The organism is Myroides sp. C6-3 (genome assembly GCF_050522425.1).
GTDB lineage: Bacteria > Bacteroidota > Bacteroidia > Flavobacteriales > Flavobacteriaceae > Flavobacterium.
In genome coordinates, this window is record NZ_JBMVQP010000002.1 from 72,885 (window position 1) to 99,708 (window position 26,824).

Sequence of the window (26,824 nt, forward strand, 5' to 3'; positions counted from 1 at the left end):
TTTACAATTAAAAAGGAGCTGTTCCCGTTACTGATATACCCATAGATCTTGCAGTACCCGCGATCATTGACATCGCTGATTCAACAGTAAATGCGTTTAAATCCGGCATTTTGTCTTCTGCGATAGCACGTACTTGTTCCCAAGTTACGCTAGCTACTTTTTTTCTATTAGGCTCACCAGATCCAGATTTCACTTTTGCAGCCTCTAATAATTGAACAGCAGCAGGTGGCGTTTTAACAACAAATTCGAATGATTTGTCTTTGTACACAGTAATTTGTACTGGTAAAACTTTACCGGGTTTATCTTGTGTTCTAGCGTTAAATTGCTTACAGAACTCCATGATATTAACTCCAGCAGCCCCCAAAGCAGGTCCAACCGGTGGCGAAGGATTCGCAGCACCTCCCTTAACTTGTAGTTTAACTACTTTACTAATTTCTTTTGCCATTTCTAAAAAAATTTAGCACATCTCTTTTGGAAGCAAAGATGCGTCTATGTAACATTATATTTTTTCTACTTGTGTAAAGCTTAATTCCAAAGGTGTCTTTCTTCCAAAAATCTTCACCATTACCTCTAGCTTACGCTTATCTTCATTTATGTTTTCGATGGTTGCATCGAAACCTTTAAACGGACCATCAGTCACTTTTACTGATTCACCAACTTCATACGGAATTGCACCTGAATCAACTTTCACTGCTAATTCATCGACTTTTCCTAACATACGATTAACTTCTGATTCTCTTAAAGGCACGGGATCACCTCCTCTTGTTTCTCCAAGAAAACCAATAACTCCTGTTATTGATTTAATAGCATGCGGAACCTCTCCTGTCAAGTTAGCCTCAATCATCACATAGCCTGGAAAGTAAACGCGTTCTGTTGTTTTCTTCTTACCGTTCTTATCTTCAGAAACCACTTTTTCAGTTGGTACTAAAACTTGCGAAAGATAATCTGACAACCCTAAACGAGAAATTTCAGTTTCGATATAATTCTTAACTTTATTCTCCTGTCCACTTACCGCACGAACCACATACCATTTTTTGACATTTGTATCAGCCATAATATTTTTCTCCTTATGATCTTATCCAATTATAAAACTTCCCTAACAAGTCCCCAAACAAACTATCTACTCCCCAAGTTGCAAGTGACAATACGATTGCAAAAATTGCAATAATGATTGTATACTTTTGCACCTCAGCCCAAGGAGACCAAGTTACGTTTGATTTAAGTTCTGTAAAAGCTTCTGATATGTAATTAAATACCTTTGCCATGTTATATTGTTTTTGCACGGGTGGAGGGATTCGAACCCCCATCAACGGTTTTGGAGACCGCTATTCTACCCTTGAACTACACCCGTTTGTTATAAAAGTCAGCGGTTTCCCGCTGACTTTAAAAATTTATTTATACTAATAAATTAGTCAATAATTTCAGTTACCTGACCAGCACCTACTGTTCTACCACCTTCACGGATAGCGAAACGTAAACCTACTGATAAAGCGATCGGGCTTAACAACTCAACAGTGATTGTTAAGTTATCTCCAGGCATAACCATTTCCGTTCCTTCTGGTAATTGGATTGTTCCAGTTACGTCAGTTGTACGAACGTAGAACTGTGGACGGTAGTTGTTATGGAATGGAGTGTGACGTCCACCTTCTTCTTTTTTCAAGATATAAACCTCAGCTTTGAATTTAGCGTGTGGTTTTACTGAACCTGGCTTACAAATAACCATACCACGACGGATATCAGTTTTGTCAATACCTCTCAATAATAAACCTACGTTATCTCCAGCTTCTCCACGGTCTAAGATTTTACGGAACATCTCAACTCCTGTAATAGTAGAAGTTAATTTGTCAGCACCCATACCGATGATTTCAACAGCATCTCCTGTATTAGCAACTCCAGTTTCGATACGTCCTGTAGCAACAGTTCCACGTCCTGTAATTGTAAATACATCTTCTACTGGCATTAAGAATGGTTTTTCGTTGTCACGTACTGGCTCTTCGATCCAGTTGTCAACTTCTTCCATTAAGTGTAATAATGCGTCAACCCATTTTTGCTCTCCGTTTAAAGCTCCTAAAGCAGAACCTTGAACTACTGGTCCATTATCACCGTCGTATTGGTAGAAAGATAATAAATCTCTAACTTCCATTTCAACAAGCTCTAATAACTCAGCGTCATCTACTAAGTCAACTTTGTTTAAGAAAACAACAATTCTAGGAATACCTACTTGGCGTCCTAATAAGATGTGCTCACGAGTTTGTGGCATTGGTCCATCAGTAGCAGCAACTACTAAGATAGCACCATCCATCTGAGCAGCACCAGTAACCATGTTTTTCACGTAATCCGCGTGACCTGGACAGTCAACGTGTGCATAGTGACGGTTTTTAGTTTGGTACTCTACGTGAGAAGTATTAATTGTAATACCACGCTCTTTTTCTTCTGGAGCATTATCAATTGAATCAAATGAACGAGCTTCTGAGAATCCTGCGTCAGCTAAAACTTTAGTAATAGCAGCAGTAGTAGTAGTTTTACCGTGGTCAACGTGTCCGATAGTACCGATGTTTAAGTGCGGTTTCGAACGATCAAAAGTTTCCTTTGCCATGATCTAATAATTTAATCTTAGTTATATAATTAGTGTTCAAATATAATAAAAAAACCTGAGCCAATGACGGGATTTGAACCCGTGACCTCTTCCTTACCAAGGAAGCACTCTACCCCTGAGCTACACCGGCTTATGCATTTTTATATTTAGTCGTGGGGAGAGCAGGATTCGAACCTGCGAAGGTTTCCCAACGGATTTACAGTCCGTCCTCGTTGGCCGCTTGAGTATCTCCCCTCAAACCTTTGGTTTTTTCTTGTTTCTTTTGAGCCGATGGAGGGACTCGAACCCACGACCTGCTGATTACAAATCAGCTGCTCTAGCCAACTGAGCTACACCGGCATTTTACTCAATAGAAAAAGTCCGCTATTTCTAACGGACTGCAAATGTATATATTTTATTGATTAAAAAAAACAATTTACTGATTTTTTTCCATTAATGTGCTTTCATTTTCTCTTTGTACTTCACCACCATGCGTTCGATAGCATCCGCACCTAAATCAACTCCCTCTTCAAATGTTTTACACGTTTTTTTTGCAAGAATATCATCACCTGGAACTAATAATTTAACCTCAACTGTTTTGTTTTCTTTCTCATTTGTATTTTCTAATTTTAAAAATACGTCGACAGAAATCACTTTATCGTAAAACTTACCTACTTTTAGCATTCTCTCGTTGATAAAGTCAACTAGCTTACGATCCACATTAAAATTAACTGCTTGAATGTTTACTTTCATAACGTTTTGTTTTTAAGGTTCTTTATTTGTTTTTCCTCAACCGCGGATGTGTCTTCATATAAGTATCTTTCAATTCTTTTAGATTTACATGCGCATAAACTTCTGTAGAAGCTAAGCTTTGATGCCCCATCAACTCCTTAATTGAATTGATATCAGCCCCGTTTTCTAAAAGATGAGTAGCAAATGCATGCCTCAACATATGAGGACTATTTTTCTCCTTGGTTGTTGTCTTACTAAAATATAAATTAATCACTCGATAAACAAATATTTCGTCAACTTTAGCACCCCTACTATCTATTAAAAAATAGTTAATTTCCTGAAAATCCTTCAAAACGTTCGCACGTTCAACCAAATAGCGCTTTAAAAGCACAAGCAAAGCATCAATCATAGGTACATAACGCACCTTACTACCCTTCCCTGTAATGCGAATCACTTTAGTGTAAAAGTCGACATCCGCTACTTGTACACCACAAAGCTCACTTCGACGCAACCCCAAACAATACAACATCTCAACTATAACCAGATCACGCAAAGCATCAAAACCCTCTTGCCCTTCTAAGTCATTGCGAACTGCATCAACTTCCGCCATCGAAAAAGGCAACTGTAGCTTCTTCTCCACTTTTAAAGTCTTGTGTTGCTGCAAAGGACTCACCTCTACCTCGCTAATTTTCATCAAGAATTTGTAAAACGCTTTTAAAGCACTCATCTTGCGATTAATGGATCGTTTACTCATTCCCGTTTCCATCAACACGACAATCCACAAACGAACTGCATCGTATTGAATCAACAAATAATTCTTTTCACTTTCTTCCAAATAACCCAGAAAAGAAGCAATATCATTTTGATATGCCTCTATGGTATGCAACGAGTAATTCTTCTCTTTTGCCAAGTACTCTAAAAACTTTTCTAAATTTTTGTCCATAAAAAAACCGTTGTAACAAAGATAATACTTTATTACAACGGCCTTATACTTTAATCCTACGTTTAAGACTAGATTTCTACTGCGTCTCTTAAGTGTTGGATATATGCAGCTTTTTGCATTTTGTCTCTTTTTAAAACAGACGGTTTTGTAAAGTGCTGACGAGATCTTAATTGACGTAACGTACCTGTTCTGTCAAATTTTCTTTTGTAGCGCTTTAGTGCTCTATCAATATTTTCTCCGTCTTTAATTGGAATGATCAACATGTTTTCATACACCTCCTCTCATTTGGTGATGCAAAAGTAAGGCTTTTTTTATACAACACAACAAAAAAATACTTTTTTATTCTACTTTATCTATTTTTTCTTATTTATAGATTTGATTTAACTCACTCAACAACAACACCCTTCCTTGCTTTACAACCGCTAATTCTCTCCTAACCATAGTTTAAAATCAGACACGCGTTCCCTACTAACAATCACCTCTTCGTTATAATTCAGCAAAACTAATTTGAGTCGAGCCGACGATAATTGAATGATTTGTTCAATGCAATCAATTCCTACAACCTGATAGCGATTCACACGAAAAAATTTAGAAGGATCCACCATCTTTAAAACAGCTTCAATAGAAGGTTCTTCCAGAAGATGCGTTTTTCCCTCTCTCGTTACGCTATACACGCCTCGGTCTTCTCTATAAAAACAAACAACCTCATCCACTAAAATAACTTTTAACTGCATCCCCAACTTGACAATTAATCGCTTGGGATAACTCGTTCCATGTAACGCCTGCTTCAACACCTCTACTTGTTGCCCAATTTTATCGTATTGCGCTTTATACTTCCCAATAGCCCTTACTAATTCAGTAGGTTCAATAGGTTTCAACAAATAGTCAATACTATTTAATTTAAATGCCTTGATGACATAATGATCAAAACTCGTGACGAAAATAATAGCCGCATGTTTAAATTCAATTTGTTCAAATATTTCCAAAGACAATCCATCTGTTAATTGGATATCAGCGAAGATTAAGTCTGGTTCTTTCTGTTGCATTAACCAAGGAATCGCTTCACTAACCGAATACAGTGTTGCTTGTACATCAAACCCTATTTTAGCCAACTCTCGCATCAACAATCTTGCCGCTGGTTTTTCGTCTTCTATAATTACTATGTTCATATACTTTACTTGCTATACAGTGGAATACGCACTGTAAAATGATGTGCTTCATCTTCTATTTCTACTTTTTTATGGAATAACAATTGGCAACGATTAGATAAATTTAGCAATCCCAATCCCGTAGAATCTTCTGGTTTGGGCTTTGCATATTTTTCATTGCTCATGACTAGATTTCCATCAACAACACTCAATGTTACCAATATTTTACCCTGAGATGGGATTGCATTATGCTTGATTACATTTTCTATGAGCAATTGCAGACTCAACGTAGGTATTTGCACTCCTCCCCATTGGGCTACTTCATCACTAAGTTGAAAATCAATAGCCTGATCATATCTCACATTTAAAAGATAGATATAATCTTGAATAAAAGCTACTTCTTCTTCCAAGGTACAAGAAGCGGAATCCAATCGCTCCAACACATAGCGATAGATTTTAGAAAAAGAACGGGCAAATTGCTCTGCCTTGACTGAATCTTCCTGAATCGTACTAATGAGTACATTGAGGTTATTAAATAAAAAATGAGGGGATAACTGTTCCTTCAGGTGTGCAATCTGTCCTTTCTGTAGCTCAATTTCCATTTCTTTGTTTTTTATTTCCAATATTCTCAATTGATCACTGTAAGAAAAGACAAACACAATCAAAATAATAAAAAAGCTAACCAATAATACGCCTAAGAAATCACTAAAGTGAAGATTTTCTCTAGCGTAAAACGATCGAAAAGGCACATGATACATCCCCCATAACAACACGCTTAAAAAGAAATAATATGACACTATAGAAACAATCAATCCATTGATAAAAAACAGACTGTTTTTTACTCTACGATTCAAGGGAGTTTGATTTTCCCTTTCCTTTCTGTCCAACAGTAAACCTAATAAAAAACTAGATAACACATTAGTTCCGTAAATACACAGTGTAATCACAAAAGACAGCATTGCGTTTTTGGAAAAAAGATAATCAGAGAACGAAGCTTCGGTAATATCTTTTGTCTTTGTATAGTAATAATAAGAAGTCGACAAACTTGTTATTACTCCAAAAACAACGACTAATACTAAATGTCTATACCAATTGATTTTCATAGGTCTTTCTTGTTCTAAATCACAGTGACTTTTGTTTTATTTACTTGACACTTTGTCAATCTGATTTGCAAATAATGCTTGTGTCTTGAGCGCCCATTCTTTACCCCATTTAGGATAATAAGGCACTTCACTTTTTTGTTTATTGAATTGTTCTATCGCTCGATTCAACAAGTTCATACAATATGTTGTATCTACCTTCCTAAATTTAGAACTATTTAAATAGAAACTTGCTAGACTATAAAGTGCTCTAGGGTTAGTAGGATTCAGTTCCAACGCCTTTTCATAGGCTTTGATAATTACTTCACTTTGTTTCATTCCTTTATTCATTGGGTCTGTCATAAGATCCAGCGTCTCATTCATTCCTTGCAATATATACCATTCCTCACCTCCTTGAGCTAACCATCGTTCAATCATCAAGCGATTGTTTCTTACCTTTTCTTCTATCGCTTCATTTTGGGGATCCTGAAATCCTTGGGTTATCGCAATAAACACTTGGTAATATGCCGGAATCCAATTCGTTGAGTTAGCATCTGCAATTCGCTCTAAAATCGCCAAGGCTTCTTGACTATTTCCTTCTTGCCATTCTTCCATGGCCTTGTGCATTCCTCTTTCATACGTCGTTTGCCCAAAGGACATCAAACTACAGCAACTAAAAATTAAAAGTAAAACCTTTTTCATATATATATAAATTTAAGATGTAAAATAAATTCGACGGTAGTCGGGTTCATTGAAACTTTAATCGCCCCCTAAGTCATTGTTATAAATTTTCTATTTGATTCGCTTTCTTATCTGCGCTAATTGTCCACATAAATCCAACATAGACAAATCGCTTTGCAGAAGGTTGTACTACATCTGGTTGTTCTCCTTTCACATTGAATTGGTATGCATAAGTCGGATTGCGTCCTACTATATTATCCACAGAGACAAACACGATCTTTTGTGCTTGCAGAACATAGGCCCAACTCATGCTTACATTGTGAATAGAACTACTAGTATAGGATGAAGTTAGGTTTGTATCTCCGCTATAAAAATAGCGTGGTGAACTATAGTTATACGTCACGCTCCATTGAGACTTCCAAGCGTTTATCCAGTACTTCGTTACCACAGCGAGATTGTGCTTGACCACATAAGAAGGTTGTCTCCACTCCCTCCTTTGCATTTCCTTTCGCTGAGCATCTAAGTAGGTATACGTAATCCAATAATTGAAATTTTTAAATGTCGTATTATCTTTCCAGAAAAGGTCAAATCCTCTAACATACCCTATTCCTTCTTGCGTATAAGCACCTGTTCCAGTTGCCGAAGTCAGTAATAATTTGCGGTAGTCTTTATAAAATACCTCTGCCCTCAACATGCGCTTTCTAAAAGCATAAGTATAGTTTAGGATATAATGATGGGCTTGCATCCAATCCTCTTGTACGGTATACCGCACTTGTTCTGCATTCAACGCTTGATGAAAAATACCATAAGAAAAGGCGATTTGCTTCTTGGGATTAACTTGATACGTCAACAGCGTTCGAGGCTCAATTACTCCTTTTGAAATTGAACTCGACTTATTGAAACGCACGCCTACCCTCCAAGTCAAATCAGTACTGACACGCCATTGATTCTCGAAAAAAAAAGCAAATTGATTGGTTTGTTTTTCATCGAGCTCTTTTTTGCTTTTTATCCCTTGTGCAAAATTCACTTGACCCACTTGGATATCAATACCCCCTATGGATTGCCAATCTCCCCTCCATTGATAAGACATCTTAATCTTTTGATTGAGGTGCCATCGTTCACTATGGAGGTACCCTTCATTCCTTTCTCCTCTATAATTGGAATATCCAAACCCTGTACCGACATCTAGTCGCATAAAGGGCGAGAGTTTTTTAAAATACAAACTATTTACCTCTATTGTATTTGTTCGAAGAGCAAGGGTATCCACGCGATAACTTGGCTTGACCATTTGCTCATATGCCATTGTTGTATAATCCGCAGCTGCATACAACACATATCCTCCATCTTGAATCTCTCGTTTATATACCACCTCCCCTGAACTTGTTGAAAAAGGTTTTTTACTCTTGTATCGCTGTTTAACCACGGCAGTATAAGCACCTAAATTAAGGTAATTCAAATGATAGGATAATGAATTTTTCTTCCATTGGTGCGTTTCCCCAAAACTCACTCCAACTGTGGATATTGAGCTGTCTTTACGCGAAGGATCTATATCCTCTGCAATATCTAGTTGTAAAATTCCCGATAAAGCATCCCCAAATTCTGCACTGTATCCTCCAGCTGAGAAAGACATGCCTTTAAACAGAAAGGGATTAAATTTTGAACGCACTGGCATAGTACCGATAGTGGCAGTATAGGGTTGAGCGACCTTATTGCCATTCACGTAAATAGCGCTTTCATCTGCTCTTCCACCGCGAATTAACAATCTCCCATCTTCTCCATTGACTTGAGCACCTGGCAGTGTACTCATGGCTCCTATAATATTACCTGGACTCCCAGCAGTACTCACTACATCCATAGCTGTAAAAGCAAGAGCCTCTGTACGTCCTCTTTTAGAACTACCAACTACTTTTATTACAATCTCTCCCAATACATCTTCTCCCTCCTCCAGAACAAATTCATATAGCTCCTTTTGTTGGAGTTGCATAGGAACAGATAAACTAAGATAGTGTGGGTGTTTCAATTTCAATACCCCTTCCACAAGACTATCCGCTACATCAAATGAAAAATACCCCTGAGCATTAGACAGCGCTCCATCAAAACTCCCTTCCAGGTATACATTAACCTGTTCAATTGGTTTGTTTTTCTTGTCTCGTACGATTCCCGATAGCTGCCTATGCTGAGCTTGTACCGTGAACCAACCTAAAACCAACAACAAGCCAAACAGTGTTTTCATCTTTTATCCATTATGAATTACAATGTAAACGTAGTTTAGAACTTACTCCTCCCAAAAAAAGGATGCGTGAACGGCAAGTATAGATGCGCGAACGGTAAATTAGGAGTAGTTAAACACCATACAACAGTCATTCATCTATTTTTTTCTCTGTATATACCTTACTTTGTTTTCTCTTTTATATTTGATTAATAAACAAATTGAATTGAAATATTTAATTACCAAAGTTCTTTTCCCCTCTATTAAGCCTACGTCTACCATCTATATGGTATTTTACGATTAAATCATGTAAAAAATAAAACTTCCTCTTTATTTTTACATCAAATTCTAAAAGATTGTACGAATGAGAAAGATCCTAAACAACACCATATTCAGATTATTATTAGGCGTAATCCTAGGCTTGATCCTAGGGGGATACTTAAATGATACAGGGTTACAAATTATTTTATCAACACGACATATTCTAGGCCAGCTCATTCTGTTTTTAGTTCCTTTAATCATTTTGGGATTTGTGGTTTCATCCATTACCAAACTCAATAAGGATTCGGTTAAGATTATTAGTTTTTCCGTTTTAATTGCATATCTATCGAGTATAGGGGCTGGTTTTTTCAGCTCAACTTTGGGGTATAAATTGATTCCTAAACTTGAGATTGCCAGTACTACCAAAGAACTCAACGAGATTCCAACCATGCTCTTTACTTTAGACATTCCCCCTGTTTTTGGTGTAATGACAGCACTTACATTAGCGTTAATGCTTGGTATTGGCATTTTATGGACAGAATCAAAGCCCTTAGAACAGGCTTTTGATCAATTTAAAGATATCGTCTTGCTATTAGTCAATCGCGTGTTGATTCCTATCTTACCCTTCTACATTATGAGTAATTTCGCCTTACTGAGCTACGAAGGATCGATACAATCGCAATTACCCATATTCCTAACTGTGATACTAATCGTTATACTAGCTCACTTCGTATGGCTAACTGTATTGTATACACTTGCGGGAATTTACAGTAAAAAGAATCCATGGGAAGTTTTAAAACACTACGGACCTGCCTACCTAACAGCAGTAGGGACAATGTCTTCTGCCGCTACTTTAGGTGTAGCGCTTCATTCTGCTCACAAAAGCAAGGTACTCAACCCATCCATCACCAATTTCACCATTCCCTTTTTCTCCAATATCCACTTGTGTGGTTCGGTGTTAACGGAAGTGTTTTTTGTCATGACTGTTTCTCAAGTTCTATATGGTTCTTTACCTGATCTTGGAACCATGATTCTCTTTATACTGCTGTTGGGAATTTTTGCAGTTGGCGCTCCTGGGGTACCAGGTGGGACTGTGATGGCTTCTTTGGGAATTATCACTTCGGTACTTGGTTTTGACGATGCGGGAATTGCTCTCACCTTAACTATTTTTGCGTTACAAGACAGTTTTGGTACCGCTTGTAATATTACTGGCGATGGTGCTTTAAGCTTAATGGTTACTAAATTTAGTGAAAGTAGCAAGAGTAAAGACGATAGCAAAGATCAGAGCGAGGCCGACATTTATCCAACATCAAAATAAAATAATAGCTCCGTGAAATACAAAAAAAGGTCAACCCTTCGGCTGACCTTTTTATTTATATCATTAAAGAAACTAGTCTTTCAAGATGTTTCTAGAAATAACTAATTTTTGGATTTCTGTTGTTCCTTCTCCAATTGTACACAATTTAGAATCGCGGAAGAATTTTTCCACTGGGAAATCTTTCGTATATCCGTATCCACCGTGGATTTGGATTGCATCTGTAGAAACCTTTACACATACTTCAGAAGCATACATTTTTGCCATTGCTCCTATTTTTGTCATCGGCTTATTGTTGTTTTTCAAGAAAGCTGCTTTGTGTAACAACAATTCAGAAGCTTCAATTTCTGTAGCCATATCTGCTAACTTGAATCCGATTGCTTGGAAATCGCTAATTGGTTTTCCAAACTGTACTCTTTCTTTTGAGTATTTCAATGCTGCTTCATAAGCTCCTTTAGCAATTCCTAAAGACAAAGCTCCGATTGAGATACGTCCTCCGTCTAATACTTTCATTGCTTGAATAAATCCTTCCCCAACTTCTCCTAAACGATTTGCATCAGAAACACGACAGTTGTCAAAAATCAACTCTGCTGTTTCAGAAGCGCGCATTCCCAATTTATTCTCTTTTTTTCCACTTGAAAATCCTGGTGTTCCCTTTTCAATTACAAATGCAGTCATCCCACGTGAATCTCCTTTTTCTCCAGTACGTGCAATAACTACAGCAACATTCCCAGAAATTGCGTGTGTAATGAAGTTTTTTGCTCCGTTTAACACCCAATAATCTCCATCTTTTACAGCTGTAGTACTCATTCCTCCAGCATCAGATCCTGTGTTGTGCTCTGTTAATCCCCAAGCACCGATCCACTCTGCAGTAGCTAATTTTGGCAACCATTTTTTCTTTTGCTCTTCATTACCGAAAGTCAAAATGTGATTTGTACATAATGAATTGTGAGCTGCAACAGATAAACCAATAGATGAATCTACTTTTGAAATCTCTTCTACAATTGTAATGTATTCGTGATAGTTCAATCCTGATCCTCCATATTCTTCTGGAACAAGCACTCCCATATACCCCATTTCTCCCAATTTCTTAAATAAATCAACTGGAAAAATCTGCGCTTCATCCCACTCCATAATGTATGGACGTATATTCTGTTCTGCAAAATCTCTAATAGACTCAGCAATCATTGCTTGAGTTTCATTGTATTCAAAATTCATGGTTGTTTAATTTAATTCCTAATTTCCAAATATAAACTAATTATATGAATCTTGTCAAGTGGAATTTTTTCAATTTCTCTTAATTGTTCTTTATTAACAAAATCACCGTGCAAACTTCTGTATTTCACAATCTCTCTTGCGAGATAATAATTCAAATAGGGGATATTTTTCAGTTCATTTACCCCTGCCTCGTTTAGATCTATTTGCTTTATTGTTGGGGGAGAGAGAACAGCATAGTATTCCCCTAGTTTTTCAATCACTTCTTCTGATAAACCATACACCCACTTCAACTGATCTTGATGCACATAGCCTCCCCATCGATCTCTATCTTCAATAATGCGCTTGGCTAATACTGGCCCGATACCGTAAATTTCTTGTAAACGCTGCTGTGTTGCTTGGTTGATGTCTTGTAAGACGATAGGCTTAGACTTTGTTTCTCTAGTAACTTGGGGATAAGATTTACTCTTTTGTTGTCTTGAGGTGCTCGAGGATGAATGAAAAACAAAATACGGACTGTACTTGGCTATCCATTCATCAGAAACAGCTGTTATGCGTTGAAAGTCTTCTTTGGAATTGACATACTGTTGCTTTTTTCTAAACGCTAATAATCGATCAATTTCTTCGACTGATAGTTCTAAAACATATCCCTTAAAATCCGTAATATAATTCGGGTTAAATGGGTAAATCGTATCTTTCTTCGTTAAAGCTTGAAGACGCAAGCAATCGACTTCTGCTTGAAGTTCTCGTAGTTCTTTCGAGGTTATTCCATCTTGGGGTTGCACTTGAGATTGATCATATGCCACCCAACACAAAATCACGTGGATTAGTAGTACGCAAATCAAAAGCGCCATAAACCCGCGTTTTTGTGATTGCGTATAATAATACCATTGATAGAAATAGGGATTTGATTTCATACACAGCTATTCTTATTGTGTACTACAGCTAAACTTTAGAACGATTAAAGATCAAAAACAGAGCTTCTTTTTGTGTACACCAAATCTTTTAGGCGAACAACAAAAGCTAGTGTTAGGTATAAAGCAAAAGCTAGTCCTAAAGTAAAAAAAGACAGATAGATGAAGAACAAGCGTATATTAGTTACGCGAATGCCCAAGCGATCTCCCAAACGGGTAGATACTTTGAATCCGTGTTTCTCAAGAAAGTAACGCAAATTAGTGATCATCTTTTCATTTTTGATTGCAGTACAAATTTAATTCTTTTTATTTAATATTGCGATACCGATTGCACAAGACAAGCACCGATTAAAATCGCAATATTTCTTTTTTAGTTGAATAATCGCTTGACTGTCACCTGCATTTTGAATTTCCACTCCTTCTCGCTTAAACAGGGCTGTAATAGCGTTCGATTCTGCTTGTAAGAAAGAACTCATCTCAACAATCTTTTCAACATCGTCTACTGCATTTTTATAGCTTGCCCATACATATTGCAAAGGGATAATGGTATTGAGTAGAAGCAACTCTTTAAAAGCTATGGTTACTCTTTTTTTATGATATTTACTTTCCTTGTGAAAGGTATAATGCGTTTCCCAATAAGGACTAACTGTAGCATCAACTACTTGCAACAACGTAGACTGATCTCTGCACTCCCACAATTGATGGAGGTTGTACTTTTGATGAAAGAACCAAGATGACAACTGCGCTAATCGGATTGTAGGAGAATTAGCAGGTCGAAGTTTAAAAAAATGCATTGCCTTTTCATTGCGTGGACGCAGTTGATATTTATGTTGATAAAACGCCCATCGTTTAACGAGCTCTAGGTAATACCGATCTAAACTAGCGTTACCGTCATTCAAAAAACCGGCCATACCAAAAAACAACGCTTCTATATTGATCAACTCATCCCCTTCTTTCAACAAGAGCTGAATGGGCAATGCTTTTGCTACGTCGAAAAAAGCGTCTCCATTTAAGTTCAATCCAAAACTCTTGGCAACTAAACACAGCAAAACTTGATTCCAATTGTGCGTCGTCTCTTGCAAGAGTTGTTCAATCTGCAGGGTTTTGTCTTGCAATCGCTCAACATAAAGTGTTTCTTTCCACTTGTGCCAATAGATAGGAGATAAAGCCTCATTTAAAAGACGTTGGCAATTGATGGTTGATTTAGGCTTAAAAAGGTGTTCGGCTCGCTGTACCACATCTCTTTGAACATACTTTGCCACTACCAAAGTTGGTATTTCACTTCCTCTAGAATTGTATACTGGTGTATCGTATTCCCATACCACGTGTAAGATTACATTGTCATAGCGGGAATCTTTTTCGTGATGATGCCGATACCAATCCGAAGAATGGAGATGAACTTCCACATTACCTGCCCATCGTTGACCGTCAAGTAGTATTTGCGCATAGAAAAAATCAGGACCAGCAAGTGTAGACCATTGCCCCGCATGAATAACAGAGAGGGTATGTTTCTGTTCTGTATGCATCGTTAACGTCACAAACAATTGTTTCTCCCACACATATTGTACAAAGGCTTCTTTCATCATCACGGTTTTAGAACGATTATCACATACTCAAACAAAAACCTATCCAAACTGAAGCAATGCGCATAAAAAAAGGTTAGCTCATTGCTAACCTTATCTTTTTAACTAAAGAAGTTCCATACCAACCCGAATCTAAAGGTAAAATCCTTGTAAGGGTAATTGGGTGCTGTATAATATTTGTATCCAGACATGCTACTATTAAAGTGTTCCAGAATGAAATAAATACGCGCCGTACGAACTTTCATATCAATAAAAAAGTCGAACACGGGGTAGTCACCGATTTTCACTTTGTCTTGTACATAGAAATCACCTATAACGGGATTGTAATCATTACCGTAGAACTTGCTAAAATAGGTGAATGTAATTCCCGTTTGAAACTTCAACGCCTTATTAAACATAGCTCCGTTGTAATAAAACGTATTACGCGTTAGTAACTTGGGCACATTGAGAATTGCATCTGTTTGGTCTACTTCTTGGTAAAGGATAGTATTATCTAACCCAAATCGTCCAAACTTAATTTCTTTAGAGGCTTGCAAAGACAAATAGTTGATTGTATTTCCATACTGTTTTGGGGTAATCAACAACTGTTTGGCAATTCCAAATTCATTGTAATCAGGATTGTCGTTAGAGAAGTACAACTTATCTTTGATCACTTGATAGCTACCTTCTAAAGTCACCCAAGGTGTAGTCAACTTCGCGTCAAATTGATTGATTTTTTCATTGTTAAAACTATTATTCCAGTTGTAGTGTAAGTAGTCACTTTGATACAAATAGTAGTTGAGATTCCCCATGCGGTTCAGCTTTTGATATCCCGCTTGTAATCCGATATTCTCTGCTAATGAATAATCGATATTAGCCTGTATATTGCTTGTATTGTCACTTCCCAATGAATTATACACTAACAGGAAGGCTTTCCAATTCTCCTTTTTATAGGTATACTTTCCACCAATCAGCGTTATGTTTTTTTCCAGTAAATTGGGAATCGTGGCATTGTTAATAAAAGCAATGCTTCTATAGTTGTAATTGTATTTATAGAAATCTGCATATACTTCTACGCGCCCTAACAAGCCCGATTGAAATGCTGCCCCCACTTTATTAGACATCGTATAATATCTTGTTTTATTATCAATCGTCGATTGAAAAGAAGTCCCAAAGCGCTCTTTATCGGTATAGTTGCTATTCAAGTCCTGTTGGGTATACTGAAAGAATTTATCTTCATAAGTAAATTCATGCGTCAATAGAATCCCATTAGCTAATGAACTATTCAATTGATACTCGTGATGCAAAAACAAGCGTTTTCCTTTTAGCATCGTTTCTCCATCGCGGAAGTATACATTCAAACGCTCTCTCTTATTATAGGGTTTTTCGCTCGATTCGAATAGGTCTAAATCGGTGATTCCTCCATTTTCTTGGTTGAGGATATCTTGCGCAACAAAGTGTGTAAATAACACATAGCGCTTATTGGGAGAAAAGTAACTTCCACCAATTCGAAAGTTTCCAGTTGAAGACAACTGACTCATGTATTTCCCTAGAGAACGCAATCCTTTATATGCTACAAACATATTGAGGTGCTCACTTGTGTTTAAGGTAATAAACGCATCCAAGCTCTGTCCTTGCTTCATCACGGTTTTATAGTATAGCTCTGTACGTGGGGTTGGACTAGAATGGTAGGTAATATCTTCAGCTTTGAGGTAATTAAACTGTTTGGCTTCAAACCCAAAATCAGGTAATACCGCATTTGGTTTTAGATTGTATTTTAATGTATTATAGGTTTGCCCTTCGTTTGCAAAAGGCAATAATCCAAAATTGTCTTTTCTCAAATAGTTAAACTTGTAGTAACTTTTGAGCGCTAAAGTGGTATCCACAGCAATCGTATCACGGAGAATCGTAATGATTTTATAATCCTTCATAGGTGCTATAGAATCTTTCTTTACCTTTTCACGTAAACTTCTTTTTTCCTTTGGTCCCTCTTGAGGGTTTTGGTCGTTTGGGTCGCCAAAATTATAGTTTGGATCATTTGGATCACCAAAATTTGTTGTATTACCTCGATCTAATCTTGCTGGTTGAAATTGAGCATGAGCTACAGAGCTAAAGCACAGCAAACAAAAAAACAAGTAAAGACACTTTCGCATAAAAATCTAAATTTAAGCAAAGGTAAATTTATTTTTATTATAATGGTGATACTGTGTCAATTTAAGGGAATAAAATGACTTCAATGGAAGGCTTTGATCGAATTAGTCCACATCACATCGATGAACAATAGAATTCTCTTCTCTTTTCATCAATAAAAAGATAAAAACATTAAGTAACATAACCCTAGTGCTTCATTAATCACAATAAAACAAAGTACAAAAGGACGATTCTTTCTTGTAAAATTCGAGCATTTTCTTAAAAACAAAAAAATAGAGGGTATCCTTTTAGGACACCCTCTACTAGTATAACAAAGTCATTCGCTTTTCAGCTCAACGACTAATATCCTGCATTTTGTGAAATTCCACTTGCATTAATTTCTGACTGTGGAATTGGGAAAGCTAAAATATCCTCTCCATAATTAAATGTTCCATAAACATTTTTAACTGGTAAATGGAAACGCATTAAATCTTCAAATCCAAATCCTTCAAATAACAACTCTTTTTGTCTTTCGATACGGATATCCTCTAACGTATAGGTTGTCAAGTTAGTAAATGTTGCTAATCGATTCTTCTTTAATGTATTGAAAAGAGCTAAAGCATCAGCCGTAACTGCATTATTGATACGGAAATCAGCTTCTACATAAATTAACAACAACTCTTCAAAACGCATTAATTTAAGATTCGAAGCCATTTTAGGATACTTCCCTACGTTGCGCAATTCATCATAACGAAAATCAATCATATTTTTATCAGCGCGAATATCATTCGCCACGATTGTTTTGTTTCCTTCTTCATCAATTACTTCTTTTGGAGCATCAGCACCAAATAAGTCTTCAACTTTAAAGTTAACCAATATGTCACCATATCCATTTTCTTCATCTGCATACACATAGAACAAAGAATCCGTACCTGAGTTATCAACGCCCGATTGCTTCAATTCTAAAATTGAATTAGACTGTGCATCATCAGCAGAATATGAACTTACAAAAGCGAAACGTGGGAGTGTACGAGCTGCAGTACTTTCCATTGCTTTTTGCGCATTTTCTTTTGCAACGATTAAATCAGCATTATCCCAATTGGAAAAAAACAAGGCAACTCTAGCTTTTAACCCATAAGCTGCAGCTAATGATATTTTTACTTGCTCTTTAGAATCATTATTTTCTAACAATTCAATAGCTTTATCTAAATCAGCATAAATCGAAGCTCTATTTGCAGCAACTGTAGGACGAGTAACTTTTGCTTCGATCGCTGCATATTGTGTAATATACGGAATCCCTACTGCTTCTAATCCTTTATTATCGACATACTGTTGACCATAGATACGCAATACATCAAAATGTGCCAATGCACGTAGCGCATAAGCTTGTCCTTTCAAACTTTTCACTGTTGCATTGTCTGTTAACTCCGCTGCAATCGCACGATTTGCTTCAGAAACTACCAAATAAATCTGTTTCCAAGTATCCGCTGTATACCTCGCGGAAGTAGTTAAACCAAAAGAAGAGACATTTCCTAATCTATTACTTCTACCGTCTGAAAAAGCATTCTCTGATCTAACATCTGAGAAAGCAATTACATTATTTCCATAGTATTCAGGTCGAGCCATTAAGGCATATGTTCCTATTAAATTAGCTCTCAATTCTTCTACTGTAGATATTGGTGTTGTACCGTAATCTATATTTTCAGTCAATTTTGGATCTAATGAACATGATGCTAAAGAAATACTTGCCATAGCAACAAAAATCCAAACTTTTTTAAGTGTTCTTTTCATCGTAATTAAAATTTAACGTTAAGTGAAAATACTACTGATTTCAATGGCGGAGATGCTAATTCAATATATCCTGTAGCATCTACTTCTGGATCATATTTCAAACGACCATCTTTCACCCACGTTAATGGATTTAAAGCTGATACAGATAAATTAATTCCATCTACCCCAATTGATTTAGCCGCTTGTTTAGTGAAATTATATCCAAATGTAATTTGTCTCAAACGGAGGTGATCACCGTCATATAAAAATCTCGTAGACGGCTGTGTATAGTTATTATTCACATCTCGTTGTGGAGATAATGTTAACTTAGGAACATCAGTAATATCCCCTGGTTTTTGCCAACGATCTAACAACTCGCTATTTGCGTTGTATGAATACAATGAAGTACTCGTTGTTTGATGTGTAATTTGAGACCATGTATCATATACTTTATATCCTGTTGCGAATGTAAATAAAGCGTCTAAGTAAAATCCTTTAAAATCAACATGCGTATTGAAACCACCAGTAACTTTTGGTAAAGCACTCGCTCCTTGGAAGCGTTTCTCTGCTTTTCCATATACATTTGTTTTAGTACCATCAGCCGCATACCATTGAGCAGCACCTGTTTGAGGATCTACACCAGCATACGTAGGCATATACCATTCATTGATCAATCTTCCTTCTTTATCTGCTGTATATGATTTAATAGCAGTAGGCATCTCTGTTAGTCTGTTGCGAACCGTTCCTATATTTGCACCAATTGACCAATTAAAGTCTTTTGAACGAATAATCTCAACATTTAATTCAGCCTCAACCCCATTATTCTCTAATTTTCCTTGGTTAATCCACTTTTGAGAAAAACCAGATGTCATTGATAAAGGTAAGCTGTATAATAAGTCTCTAGTTTTACTTTGGTAATAAGCAAAACTACCTGTAATGCGATTGTCGATCAATCCAAACTCTAATCCGAAATCAAGTTTATTTTGTTTTTCCCAACCTAACTCTCCTCCAATTTGCGTACTGATTAAACCAGCCTCATTATTGTAAGAAGCTTTTGACAATAAATGTTGGTATAAGTTTGGATTAATGGATGAGTTACCTGTAGAACCATAGGATCCTCTTAAGCGCAACGTACTAATTGTATTAGAATCAATTAAGAAATCTTCTTGATGCATATTCCATGCAGCACCAACTGCCCAGAAAGTACCCCAACGATTGCTGCTTGAAAAACGAGAAGAACCTTCTTGTCTGATCGTTAAGTCCACCAAGTACTTGTTTGCGTAGGAATAGTTTACTAATCCTAAATAACTCAACTGCATCCAATCATAATACTGGGATTCTGCTGTATAATTCGCTGCAGCCCCGCCTAACGTAGCTAATCCCGGAGGTAAAACCTCTCCCGTTCCACTAAGTCTATTGTATTTATTTTTTTGAAATTCCATTAAGGCTTTCACATCAAAACGATGATTCTCCCCTAAATAGAAATTGTAATTCAATGAGTTTTGCCATACGTAGTTAAATACTTTACGGTCAGATTGAGCTGTATACCCCTCTGTAGCTTTACCATCTCCATGTTCTTGATTATAGTACCCTTGGTAGTTTGCCAACGTATAATCTAAACCGATTGCAGACTCAAACTTTAAATTATCTAAGATTTTATATCCAAAAGCGTTATTTGAAATAACTCTGGTAAAATCATTTTGATTCAAGTTTTGTTTAGTCGTGTATAAAATATTAGGTAAACCACCTAACAACGAATTCGTAGTATTATACGATCCGTCCTCATTATAAGGATTTGCCCACGGGTTCATAAACGTAGAAGACAAGTTTGGATTACTAAAGAAAGCTCCTCCTTCTAAAATACCGTTTTGTTTGATATTCGAAACATTGGCTCCAATTCGGATATCGATTTTATCACTTAAATTACGTGTAAAATTAAATGACCCTGTTACCCTTCTGAAATCAGTTCCAATTACTGTTCCTTCCGTTTTCTCGTGTCCAACAGACGCCATATACGTTCCTTTTTCATCTCCACCAGTTACAGAGAAGTTTAAACTTGACATTGGCGCGTTTTTAACTTTAACTAAGTCAGCCCAATCATAGTTTTGCTTCCCATTGTCTCTCCAATACATATAAAGGTCATAGCGATTCATTACATCTTCCGTCTCGTAATTATCATACACCCACTGCTTGGTAATTCCAGCTTCTTCACCACCTAAAGTATTGTAAAGCGCTTCAATCCATAAATCCCCTTTTTGATTAGATGTTAATGATTTAGGTCCTTTTACTGCTTTGTTTTGGAAACCAACTGAAGATCTGAAGCTATAGCTTGGTTCACCGCGTTTCCCTTTTTTGGTTGTAATCAAAATTACCCCGTTTGATCCTCTCGCTCCATATACTGAAGTAGCACCAGCATCTTTTAATACTGTCATAGACTCAATGTCTTCAGGATTAATCGCTGCCAATGGAGATAAACTCGTCATGTCATCACTATTTGACAAGTTAGAGTTAATCACCGGAATCCCATCAATAACGTACAAAGGTTCGTTAGTTGCAGAAACAGAATTACGTCCACGAATACGGATGTTTTGTACTGCCCCAGGTGATCCAGAAGTAGTAGCCATTTGTAAACCAGCAACACGTCCTTGTAGAGCTTGATCCGCAGAAACAACTGGTGTACCCGCAATCACTTCTCCTTTTACCGCTACAACGTTACCCGTAACTTCGTTTTTGCTTTTTACCTGACCATAAGCTAATACAATAACTTCATCCAGCTCACTTCCTTCTGCTTGAAGAACTGCATTAAACACATTGGCATTTCCAACCGTGTGTTTCACTTCTTTCATTCCAATAAAAGAAAACACAAGCACTTGTCCTGGTTTTGTTTTTAAGGAATACTTTCCATCTAAATCGGTTTGTGTACCCTCCTGGGTTCCTTGAATCACAACCGTTACTCCTGGTAGTGGCATACCATCTTCAGTCACCACCCCAGAAAGTGTTTTCTCTTGTGCAAACCCCACTTGTACAAGTAGGATCATTATGCACGCATAAATCCACTTAATCTTCGATCTCATTCTTAAAAAATTGATTAGTTAGTTAAACAAATCTAAACATTTTTTCCCATACCTCCTAAATCATTTTCACTAAATCAAGATAAAAAAACAGTTACAAAAAGATAAAACATAAAATATAATTAGTTTTATTACTAATTTAAAAGGATTATCTCAACTCTATTCGATTAAATCAAATAGGATATGTAAGACTCTAAATATTAGACTAATCCATTATTTAATATATTTTTAGCATAATCCACCATTTTTCATTAACGATTCTAAACTAAATTTTACTTCACAATAAATATTAAAAGCAAACAATTAAATGAATAAAAACAACAAAAAACAACCTAAATAACAATTCCAACTCCCAAATCAACAACGATACCTAACTAATGTTAAAAGAAGTAACACCTCGCACCTAAAACATCAAACAAAGCAGTATTTCCATTGTTTCACCCCCTTTCGCAATTTTGTTCGTTAACCCTAAGGCAGTAAGCCTTAACTAGTAGCACGGATAAAAGCTGGCTAATCCACTTTACCTCTATAAATAGAAAACCCCGTTTCTTTCTTGAAACGGGGTTAATTGCAAGAGATCACCTCTTACTTGTATTCACAACAAGAATATTAATATCCTTCGTTTTGATCAATTTTACTAGCGTTAATCTCATTACGAGGAATAGGGAACGCCAATTTAGCTGCTCCATATTTCATTCCATCTTTGGATTGTGGTGTACTTGCTAAATTTTCTTTATTACGCATTTGATCTTCGAAACGGAAACCTTCAAAAATTAATTCTTTGCGTCTTTCTTTTAATACGTCTGCTAAAAGAAGCGTACTGTATTTTGCAGAAGGATTTCCTTCATAGCGCTCTGCTGCTATTTGATTCAACAAGGCCAATGCAGTTCCCTCTTCTTTTTTCAAACGAGTAGCAGCTTCAATAAAGTTAAAGACTAACTCTTCATAACGCATTACTTTAATATTAGCACTAATCACAGTATACTTACCAAAATTACGGTAATGTTCAAAGTTATAACGAATCGCAGGATCTACAGGAACCGTTCCATCTAACTCTTTATCCGTTAATTTGATGTACTTGTTCTCTCCTACTTTTTTGTAGTTTCCTTCTTCGTTTTGCACTAAGTTATTATACCCTTGCATTTCTAAAGAAGAGCGGATATCCGTTTGATCTTCAAACAAGTCTTGTAAATTCCCACCTAATCCTACAACGTCTCCATATCCACTGTAAGAATAGATATTATGTAAGGAGTTGTTTCCTGGATTATTGATATTGTCTTGCGCTAATTCAAATACAGCGTTACTTTGAGGTTCTTCTGCTCTAAATGAAGCAACATAAGCACTTCTTTGAACAATACTTCCTCCTAAGTCCATAGCGGCTTTAGCACTTTCTAAAGCGATGTCGTAATCGCTTTGATCAAAACCTCCGAAGAATAACGCTACTCTCGATTTCACACCGTAGATCGCTTGCTCCGTGAATCGCTTTTTATTAGCTGCTGTTTTATCGATCAACGTCAAAGCTGTATCTAAATCTTTATAGATATTATCTCTGACTTCGCGTACCGAAAGACGATTGTAGTTTTTACTATCTAATTCTCCAAAACGCGTGATATAAGGAACTCCTAATCCATCCAATCCACTGTCGCCTACATATTGTTGACCGTAGATACGCAACAAGTCAAAGTGAGCCAAAGCGCGAATAGCATAAGCTTCAGCTTTTCCTTGCTTCACATCTTTTTCATTTCCCGTTTTGATATCTGCACCAATGGCTAAGTTAGCCGAACTAATTACTTCGTAAATTTTCTTCCACGTATCAGCAGGATAAGCATGTGTAGCTGTTAAATTAAATCCTGATACATTTTGGAAACGGTTAGAAAATCCTGCTGCTGCATAAGCATTATCCCCTCTAACCTCACTGTAAATAATGATATCACGACCATAGTATGCTACATTAACCATTCTATAATAAGCACCAGATACCGTGGCACGTAGATCCGTTACAGTTTCTATTGGTTTCGCTTCAATATCGCGAGCCCCTTCTAAAGTAGCGTCTAGACGATCATCAGAACAACTTGTTAGTCCAGATGAAAGCAACGTTACTGCTAAAATTGAGAATATAATCTTTTTCATAACTTTTTAAAACTTAACATTTAAAGAGAAAACAATTGATTTCACTGGTGGAGTTGCCACATTAACATATCCTAAAGCATCAACTTCTGGATCGTATTTCAATCCTTTGTCTTTAACCCAAGTCCATAGGTTCGTACCAATCACAGCAAGTGTTACTCCATCAACATTCAAGGCTTTTGTAATAGTTGAATTGAAGTTGTATCCTAAGGTTACGTTTCTCAATCGAATATAATCACCATCGTGTAAGAATTTCGTAGATGGACTAGTGAAGTTAACATTCCCTCCAGTTGCCTCAAATTGAACAAGTGGCACATCTGTAATATCTCCTGGCTTTTGCCATCTGTCTAACATATCTGCTGAAGCGTTAGAAGAGATAATTGCACTTGTTGTTCCAGCAGTTTTAAACGCATATTGTTCATAGATTTTATGACCACCAGCAAACGTGAACATTCCGTCTAAGTAAAACCCTTTGTAATCCACATGTAGATTAGCTCCTCCTGTGAATTTTGGCAAAGCACTTGCGCCTTGGAATCGAGATTCAGCTTTTGAGTAGTTAGAGGTAGCCTTATTGTCTTTATCAAACCACATCGGTTGACCTGTTTGAGGATCAACTCCTGCCCAAGTTGGCATATACCATTCAGACACCGCATGTCCTCTAACATCCGCTGTATAAGATTTATAATCTTCCATTTCTACTCCGTTGATAACAGGCATTTCTGTAATTCTGTTGCGAACTGTTCCGAAGTTCGCTCCTACTGAAATATTGAAATCTTTAGAACGAACGATATCCGCGTTTACTTCTAACTCAACACCACGGTTATTCATCGCCCCCATATTCATCATTTGAGATTCGAATCCTGACATTTTTGAAAGTGTTTTCTTGTACAACAAGTCACTTGTTTTACTTTCAAAATAAGTAGCTCCTAACGTAAAACGGTCTTCAAACATTCCCAACATAAAACCGAAATCCATTTTTTGTTGTTTTTCCCATCCGATTGGTCCACCAATTTGAACCGGCACGATTGCTGCCTCTCCGTCATAAGAAACGATATCGGCACGACGTACATATTGATTCGGACTAATTTGAGAGTTACCATTTGTTCCATAAGATCCTCTGAAACGCATCGTTGAAACTACTTCTTGATAAGCCATCCAGTCTTCTAAATGCATATTCCACGCACCACCCACAGAATAGAAATATCCGATGCGATCTGTAAACTTAGAAGAACCCTCACGTCTACCTGTTACATCTACTAAGAATCTATTTTGATAGTTGTAGTTGATGATCCCTACATAACCTAAGTTAGCATCATCTAAAAACTCGTATGCTGCGTCTTTATTTGCTGCCGCCGCTGCTAATGAACTAAATCCTTCTAAGACAATTTGCCCTGATCCCTCTAAGAAGCGACGTTTCGATTTTTGATACTCTACCAATAGTTTTGCGTTGAATTGGTGGTTATCTCCCAAATAGAATTTGTAATCTAATCCGTTTTGCGCTACATAGTTAAAGTTACTTCGAACCGCTTTCGCTGCTGTTCCCCCGTAATTTTTACCATCTCCATGTACTGGGTTTCTGTATTCAGAGAAATCAGCTAAGGTATAATCAACCGCCATAGACGAAGTGAACTTCAAATCATCCGTAATAGCATAACTAATCGAGTTTGAATTAATTACACGTGTTACATCGTTAAGCGTTTGATTGTTTTTCGTTGTGTAAACCACGTTGTGGTATCCTGAATTTGGCAAGTAGTATGAACCATCCGCGTTGTATAATGGATTCCATGGATTCATAACCAATTTCGTGTAGTTCGGGTTAGAGAAATAAGCCCCACCTTCAGAAATACCATTTTGTTTGGTATTGGTTACTTTGATACTTGTATTGAATTCAATTTTATCTGTAATTTTTTGCATAAAGCTCAAAGAAGCTCCAACACGTCTAAAATCAGAACCAATTACGGTACTCTCTATTTTGTCATGAGAGAGAGAAGCATAAAAATTATGACGATCACTTCCTCCAGTTGCCGAGAAGTTAATACTTGTCAAAGGCGCATCTGCATTTTTCACATATTCACCCCAATCGTTGTTAGGACGACCTGCAGCTACCCAATTTCCATAGTTACCCGATTTAGCGTAATTAGCCATTGCATAAGCCCCAGCTTCTTCACGACTAAATCCATCAGCAGCTCCAAAAGTATTGTATAAACCGTCTAAAAAGATTTCCTCTTTTTCATTTGAAGTCAACAAACGTGGACCTTTTACTGCATTGTTTTGAAAACCTACACGTGTGCTAAAATTAAATTTAGTAGCTCCTGATTTTCCTCTTTTTGTTGTAATTAAAATTACACCATTTGTACCACGTGCACCATACACAGCAGTTGCACCTGCATCTTTTAATACTGTCATCGATTCAATATCCGCCGGATTAATCGTCGCTAACAAAGACAAAGATGTAGAAGGGGTATCTGTTCCTTGGTTCCCTCCTGAGAAATCCCCATCGTACATTGGAATACCATCAATTACGTACAAAGGCTCATTCGTTGCAGTCATAGAGTTACGTCCACGAATACGAATGTTTTGCTTTGCACCTGGAGATCCAGAAGAAGCAGACATTTGTAAACCAGCAACACGCCCTTGTAAGGCTTGATCTGCTGAAGCCATCGGTGTAGCAGCCACAGCTTCTCCTTTAATCGCCACAGCGTTTCCTGTTACTTGGTTTTTTGTTTTCACCTGTCCATAAGCCAAAACAACAACCTCTTCTAACATATCTTCTACTGCTTTCATCGTTACATTGTACGTGTTAGCTGCACCTACTTTATATGTAACATCTTGCAATCCGATAAAAGAGAAAGACACTACATCTCCTTCTTTTACTTTGATCGAATAATTTCCATCTAAGTCGGTTTGCGTACCCATTGTTGTTCCTTTTATAACAACCGTTGCCCCAGGTAAAGGGAATCCTTCCTCAGAAACCACTCCTTTAAGTGTTTTTTCTTGAGCGAATGAAAATTGCACAAATAGCGCCATAAATAGCACTAAAGTCCATTTTACCTTTGATCTCATTATTTAAATTGAATTAGTTAGTCCACAAA

21 protein-coding genes and 4 tRNA genes are annotated in these 26,824 nt (G+C 36.9%); 1 reads left to right on the forward strand and 24 read right to left on the reverse strand.

The window, feature by feature from the left end; all coding sequences use genetic code 11:
• Nucleotides 1-7: 7 nt before the first annotated feature.
• The 15 genes from rplK to ACPDG9_RS01470 all read right to left on the reverse strand — a co-directional run bounded on the left by rplK (nt 8) and on the right by ACPDG9_RS01470 (nt 9,391).
• Nucleotides 8-445, reverse strand: a complete 438-nt coding sequence (gene rplK, locus ACPDG9_RS01400) for a 50S ribosomal protein L11 (protein ID WP_182626779.1) — start codon at nt 443-445, stop codon at nt 8-10.
• Between the two features lie 54 nt (nt 446-499).
• Entirely contained in the window at nt 500-1,054 is a 555-nt protein-coding gene (gene nusG, locus ACPDG9_RS01405; protein ID WP_002987569.1) for a transcription termination/antitermination protein NusG, read from the reverse strand.
• Nucleotides 1,055-1,067: 13 nt separating this feature from the next.
• The gene (gene secE, locus ACPDG9_RS01410; RefSeq protein ID WP_430526059.1) at nt 1,068-1,265 is read right to left on the reverse strand and encodes a preprotein translocase subunit SecE; all 198 of its coding nucleotides are present in this window, start codon (nt 1,263-1,265) and stop codon (nt 1,068-1,070) included.
• Nucleotides 1,266-1,280: 15 nt separating this feature from the next.
• A tRNA-Trp gene (locus ACPDG9_RS01415) sits at nt 1,281-1,351 on the reverse strand.
• 57 nt (nt 1,352-1,408) lie between these two features.
• Nucleotides 1,409-2,596 carry an elongation factor Tu gene (tuf, locus tag ACPDG9_RS01420; RefSeq protein ID WP_131540232.1) on the reverse strand — a complete coding sequence of 396 codons (1,188 nt, stop codon included), beginning with the start codon at nt 2,594-2,596 and terminating at the stop codon, nt 1,409-1,411.
• A 58-nt stretch (nt 2,597-2,654) separates the two neighbouring features.
• Nucleotides 2,655-2,726 (reverse strand) — tRNA-Thr (locus ACPDG9_RS01425).
• Nucleotides 2,727-2,749: 23 nt separating this feature from the next.
• Nucleotides 2,750-2,830: transfer RNA gene (locus ACPDG9_RS01430), tRNA-Tyr, on the reverse strand.
• A 31-nt stretch (nt 2,831-2,861) separates the two neighbouring features.
• Nucleotides 2,862-2,935: transfer RNA gene (locus ACPDG9_RS01435), tRNA-Thr, on the reverse strand.
• 93 nt (nt 2,936-3,028) lie between these two features.
• Nucleotides 3,029-3,328: a ribosome hibernation-promoting factor, HPF/YfiA family gene (gene hpf, locus ACPDG9_RS01440; protein WP_182647165.1), complete on the reverse strand. Its 300-nt coding sequence runs from the start codon at nt 3,326-3,328 to the stop codon at nt 3,029-3,031.
• Nucleotides 3,329-3,350: 22 nt separating this feature from the next.
• Nucleotides 3,351-4,250 (reverse strand): tyrosine-type recombinase/integrase, encoded by a 900-nt coding sequence (locus ACPDG9_RS01445; protein ID WP_430526060.1) that lies wholly within the window; start codon nt 4,248-4,250, stop codon nt 3,351-3,353.
• Between the two features lie 68 nt (nt 4,251-4,318).
• Nucleotides 4,319-4,513: a 30S ribosomal protein S21 gene (rpsU, locus tag ACPDG9_RS01450; RefSeq protein WP_430526061.1), complete on the reverse strand. Its 195-nt coding sequence runs from the start codon at nt 4,511-4,513 to the stop codon at nt 4,319-4,321.
• A gap of 159 nt (nt 4,514-4,672) precedes the next feature.
• Nucleotides 4,673-5,419, reverse strand: a complete 747-nt coding sequence (locus ACPDG9_RS01455; RefSeq protein WP_430526062.1) for a LytR/AlgR family response regulator transcription factor — start codon at nt 5,417-5,419, stop codon at nt 4,673-4,675.
• 5 nt (nt 5,420-5,424) lie between these two features.
• Nucleotides 5,425-6,501 (reverse strand): sensor histidine kinase, encoded by a 1,077-nt coding sequence (locus ACPDG9_RS01460; RefSeq protein ID WP_430526063.1) that lies wholly within the window; start codon nt 6,499-6,501, stop codon nt 5,425-5,427.
• Nucleotides 6,502-6,537: 36 nt separating this feature from the next.
• Nucleotides 6,538-7,179, reverse strand: a complete 642-nt coding sequence (locus ACPDG9_RS01465; protein WP_430526064.1) for a tetratricopeptide repeat protein — start codon at nt 7,177-7,179, stop codon at nt 6,538-6,540.
• Nucleotides 7,180-7,258: 79 nt separating this feature from the next.
• Nucleotides 7,259-9,391 carry a TonB-dependent receptor gene (locus ACPDG9_RS01470; protein WP_430526065.1) on the reverse strand — a complete coding sequence of 711 codons (2,133 nt, stop codon included), beginning with the start codon at nt 9,389-9,391 and terminating at the stop codon, nt 7,259-7,261.
• Nucleotides 9,392-9,731: 340 nt separating this feature from the next.
• Between ACPDG9_RS01470 and ACPDG9_RS01475 the strand changes: the two genes are divergently transcribed.
• Entirely contained in the window at nt 9,732-10,946 is a 1,215-nt protein-coding gene (locus ACPDG9_RS01475) for a dicarboxylate/amino acid:cation symporter (protein ID WP_430526066.1), read from the forward strand.
• 72 nt (nt 10,947-11,018) lie between these two features.
• Here ACPDG9_RS01475 and ACPDG9_RS01480 read toward each other — a convergent pair whose 3' ends face one another.
• The 9 genes from ACPDG9_RS01480 to ACPDG9_RS01520 all read right to left on the reverse strand — a co-directional run bounded on the left by ACPDG9_RS01480 (nt 11,019) and on the right by ACPDG9_RS01520 (nt 26,795).
• Entirely contained in the window at nt 11,019-12,161 is a 1,143-nt protein-coding gene (locus ACPDG9_RS01480) for an acyl-CoA dehydrogenase family protein (protein WP_182647172.1), read from the reverse strand.
• A gap of 11 nt (nt 12,162-12,172) precedes the next feature.
• Nucleotides 12,173-13,075 (reverse strand): ComEA family DNA-binding protein, encoded by a 903-nt coding sequence (locus ACPDG9_RS01485; RefSeq protein ID WP_430526067.1) that lies wholly within the window; start codon nt 13,073-13,075, stop codon nt 12,173-12,175.
• 44 nt (nt 13,076-13,119) lie between these two features.
• A complete protein-coding gene (locus tag ACPDG9_RS01490; protein WP_430526068.1) occupies nt 13,120-13,341 on the reverse strand; it encodes a PspC domain-containing protein in 222 nt (73 codons plus the stop codon).
• Nucleotides 13,342-13,368: 27 nt separating this feature from the next.
• Nucleotides 13,369-14,655: a DUF2851 family protein gene (locus ACPDG9_RS01495; RefSeq protein WP_430526069.1), complete on the reverse strand. Its 1,287-nt coding sequence runs from the start codon at nt 14,653-14,655 to the stop codon at nt 13,369-13,371.
• Between the two features lie 101 nt (nt 14,656-14,756).
• Entirely contained in the window at nt 14,757-16,787 is a 2,031-nt protein-coding gene (locus ACPDG9_RS01500) for a putative porin (RefSeq protein ID WP_430526070.1), read from the reverse strand.
• Nucleotides 16,788-17,124: 337 nt separating this feature from the next.
• The gene (locus ACPDG9_RS01505; RefSeq protein ID WP_430526071.1) at nt 17,125-18,555 is read right to left on the reverse strand and encodes a RagB/SusD family nutrient uptake outer membrane protein; all 1,431 of its coding nucleotides are present in this window, start codon (nt 18,553-18,555) and stop codon (nt 17,125-17,127) included.
• Between the two features lie 5 nt (nt 18,556-18,560).
• A complete protein-coding gene (locus ACPDG9_RS01510; protein ID WP_430526072.1) occupies nt 18,561-21,608 on the reverse strand; it encodes a SusC/RagA family TonB-linked outer membrane protein in 3,048 nt (1,015 codons plus the stop codon).
• A 606-nt stretch (nt 21,609-22,214) separates the two neighbouring features.
• On the reverse strand, nt 22,215-23,735 hold the full coding sequence (locus tag ACPDG9_RS01515) for a RagB/SusD family nutrient uptake outer membrane protein (protein WP_430526073.1): 1,521 nt from the start codon (nt 23,733-23,735) through the stop codon (nt 22,215-22,217).
• 6 nt (nt 23,736-23,741) lie between these two features.
• Nucleotides 23,742-26,795: a SusC/RagA family TonB-linked outer membrane protein gene (locus ACPDG9_RS01520; RefSeq protein ID WP_430526074.1), complete on the reverse strand. Its 3,054-nt coding sequence runs from the start codon at nt 26,793-26,795 to the stop codon at nt 23,742-23,744.
• Nucleotides 26,796-26,824: the final 29 nt, after the last annotated feature.

What these genes read in the sequence shown, in the direction of transcription:
- rplK (WP_182626779.1), bottom strand. Translation starts at nt 445, where the DNA reads ATGGCAAAAGAAATTAGTAAAGTAGTTAAACTACAAGTTAAGGGAGGT.
- nusG (WP_002987569.1), bottom strand. Translation starts at nt 1,054, where the DNA reads ATGGCTGATACAAATGTCAAAAAATGGTATGTGGTTCGTGCGGTAAGT.
- secE (WP_430526059.1), bottom strand. Translation starts at nt 1,265, where the DNA reads ATGGCAAAGGTATTTAATTACATATCAGAAGCTTTTACAGAACTTAAA.
- tuf (WP_131540232.1), bottom strand. Translation starts at nt 2,596, where the DNA reads ATGGCAAAGGAAACTTTTGATCGTTCGAAACCGCACTTAAACATCGGT.
- hpf (WP_182647165.1), bottom strand. Translation starts at nt 3,328, where the DNA reads ATGAAAGTAAACATTCAAGCAGTTAATTTTAATGTGGATCGTAAGCTA.
- ACPDG9_RS01445 (WP_430526060.1), bottom strand. Translation starts at nt 4,250, where the DNA reads ATGGACAAAAATTTAGAAAAGTTTTTAGAGTACTTGGCAAAAGAGAAG.
- rpsU (WP_430526061.1), bottom strand. Translation starts at nt 4,513, where the DNA reads ATGTTGATCATTCCAATTAAAGACGGAGAAAATATTGATAGAGCACTA.
- ACPDG9_RS01455 (WP_430526062.1), bottom strand. Translation starts at nt 5,419, where the DNA reads ATGAACATAGTAATTATAGAAGACGAAAAACCAGCGGCAAGATTGTTG.
- ACPDG9_RS01460 (WP_430526063.1), bottom strand. Translation starts at nt 6,501, where the DNA reads ATGAAAATCAATTGGTATAGACATTTAGTATTAGTCGTTGTTTTTGGA.
- ACPDG9_RS01465 (WP_430526064.1), bottom strand. Translation starts at nt 7,179, where the DNA reads ATGAAAAAGGTTTTACTTTTAATTTTTAGTTGCTGTAGTTTGATGTCC.
- ACPDG9_RS01470 (WP_430526065.1), bottom strand. Translation starts at nt 9,391, where the DNA reads ATGAAAACACTGTTTGGCTTGTTGTTGGTTTTAGGTTGGTTCACGGTA.
- ACPDG9_RS01475 (WP_430526066.1), top strand. Translation starts at nt 9,732, where the DNA reads ATGAGAAAGATCCTAAACAACACCATATTCAGATTATTATTAGGCGTA.
- ACPDG9_RS01480 (WP_182647172.1), bottom strand. Translation starts at nt 12,161, where the DNA reads ATGAATTTTGAATACAATGAAACTCAAGCAATGATTGCTGAGTCTATT.
- ACPDG9_RS01485 (WP_430526067.1), bottom strand. Translation starts at nt 13,075, where the DNA reads ATGAAATCAAATCCCTATTTCTATCAATGGTATTATTATACGCAATCA.
- ACPDG9_RS01490 (WP_430526068.1), bottom strand. Translation starts at nt 13,341, where the DNA reads ATGATCACTAATTTGCGTTACTTTCTTGAGAAACACGGATTCAAAGTA.
- ACPDG9_RS01495 (WP_430526069.1), bottom strand. Translation starts at nt 14,655, where the DNA reads ATGAAAGAAGCCTTTGTACAATATGTGTGGGAGAAACAATTGTTTGTG.
- ACPDG9_RS01500 (WP_430526070.1), bottom strand. Translation starts at nt 16,787, where the DNA reads ATGCGAAAGTGTCTTTACTTGTTTTTTTGTTTGCTGTGCTTTAGCTCT.
- ACPDG9_RS01505 (WP_430526071.1), bottom strand. Translation starts at nt 18,555, where the DNA reads ATGAAAAGAACACTTAAAAAAGTTTGGATTTTTGTTGCTATGGCAAGT.
- ACPDG9_RS01510 (WP_430526072.1), bottom strand. Translation starts at nt 21,608, where the DNA reads ATGAGATCGAAGATTAAGTGGATTTATGCGTGCATAATGATCCTACTT.
- ACPDG9_RS01515 (WP_430526073.1), bottom strand. Translation starts at nt 23,735, where the DNA reads ATGAAAAAGATTATATTCTCAATTTTAGCAGTAACGTTGCTTTCATCT.
- ACPDG9_RS01520 (WP_430526074.1), bottom strand. Translation starts at nt 26,795, where the DNA reads ATGAGATCAAAGGTAAAATGGACTTTAGTGCTATTTATGGCGCTATTT.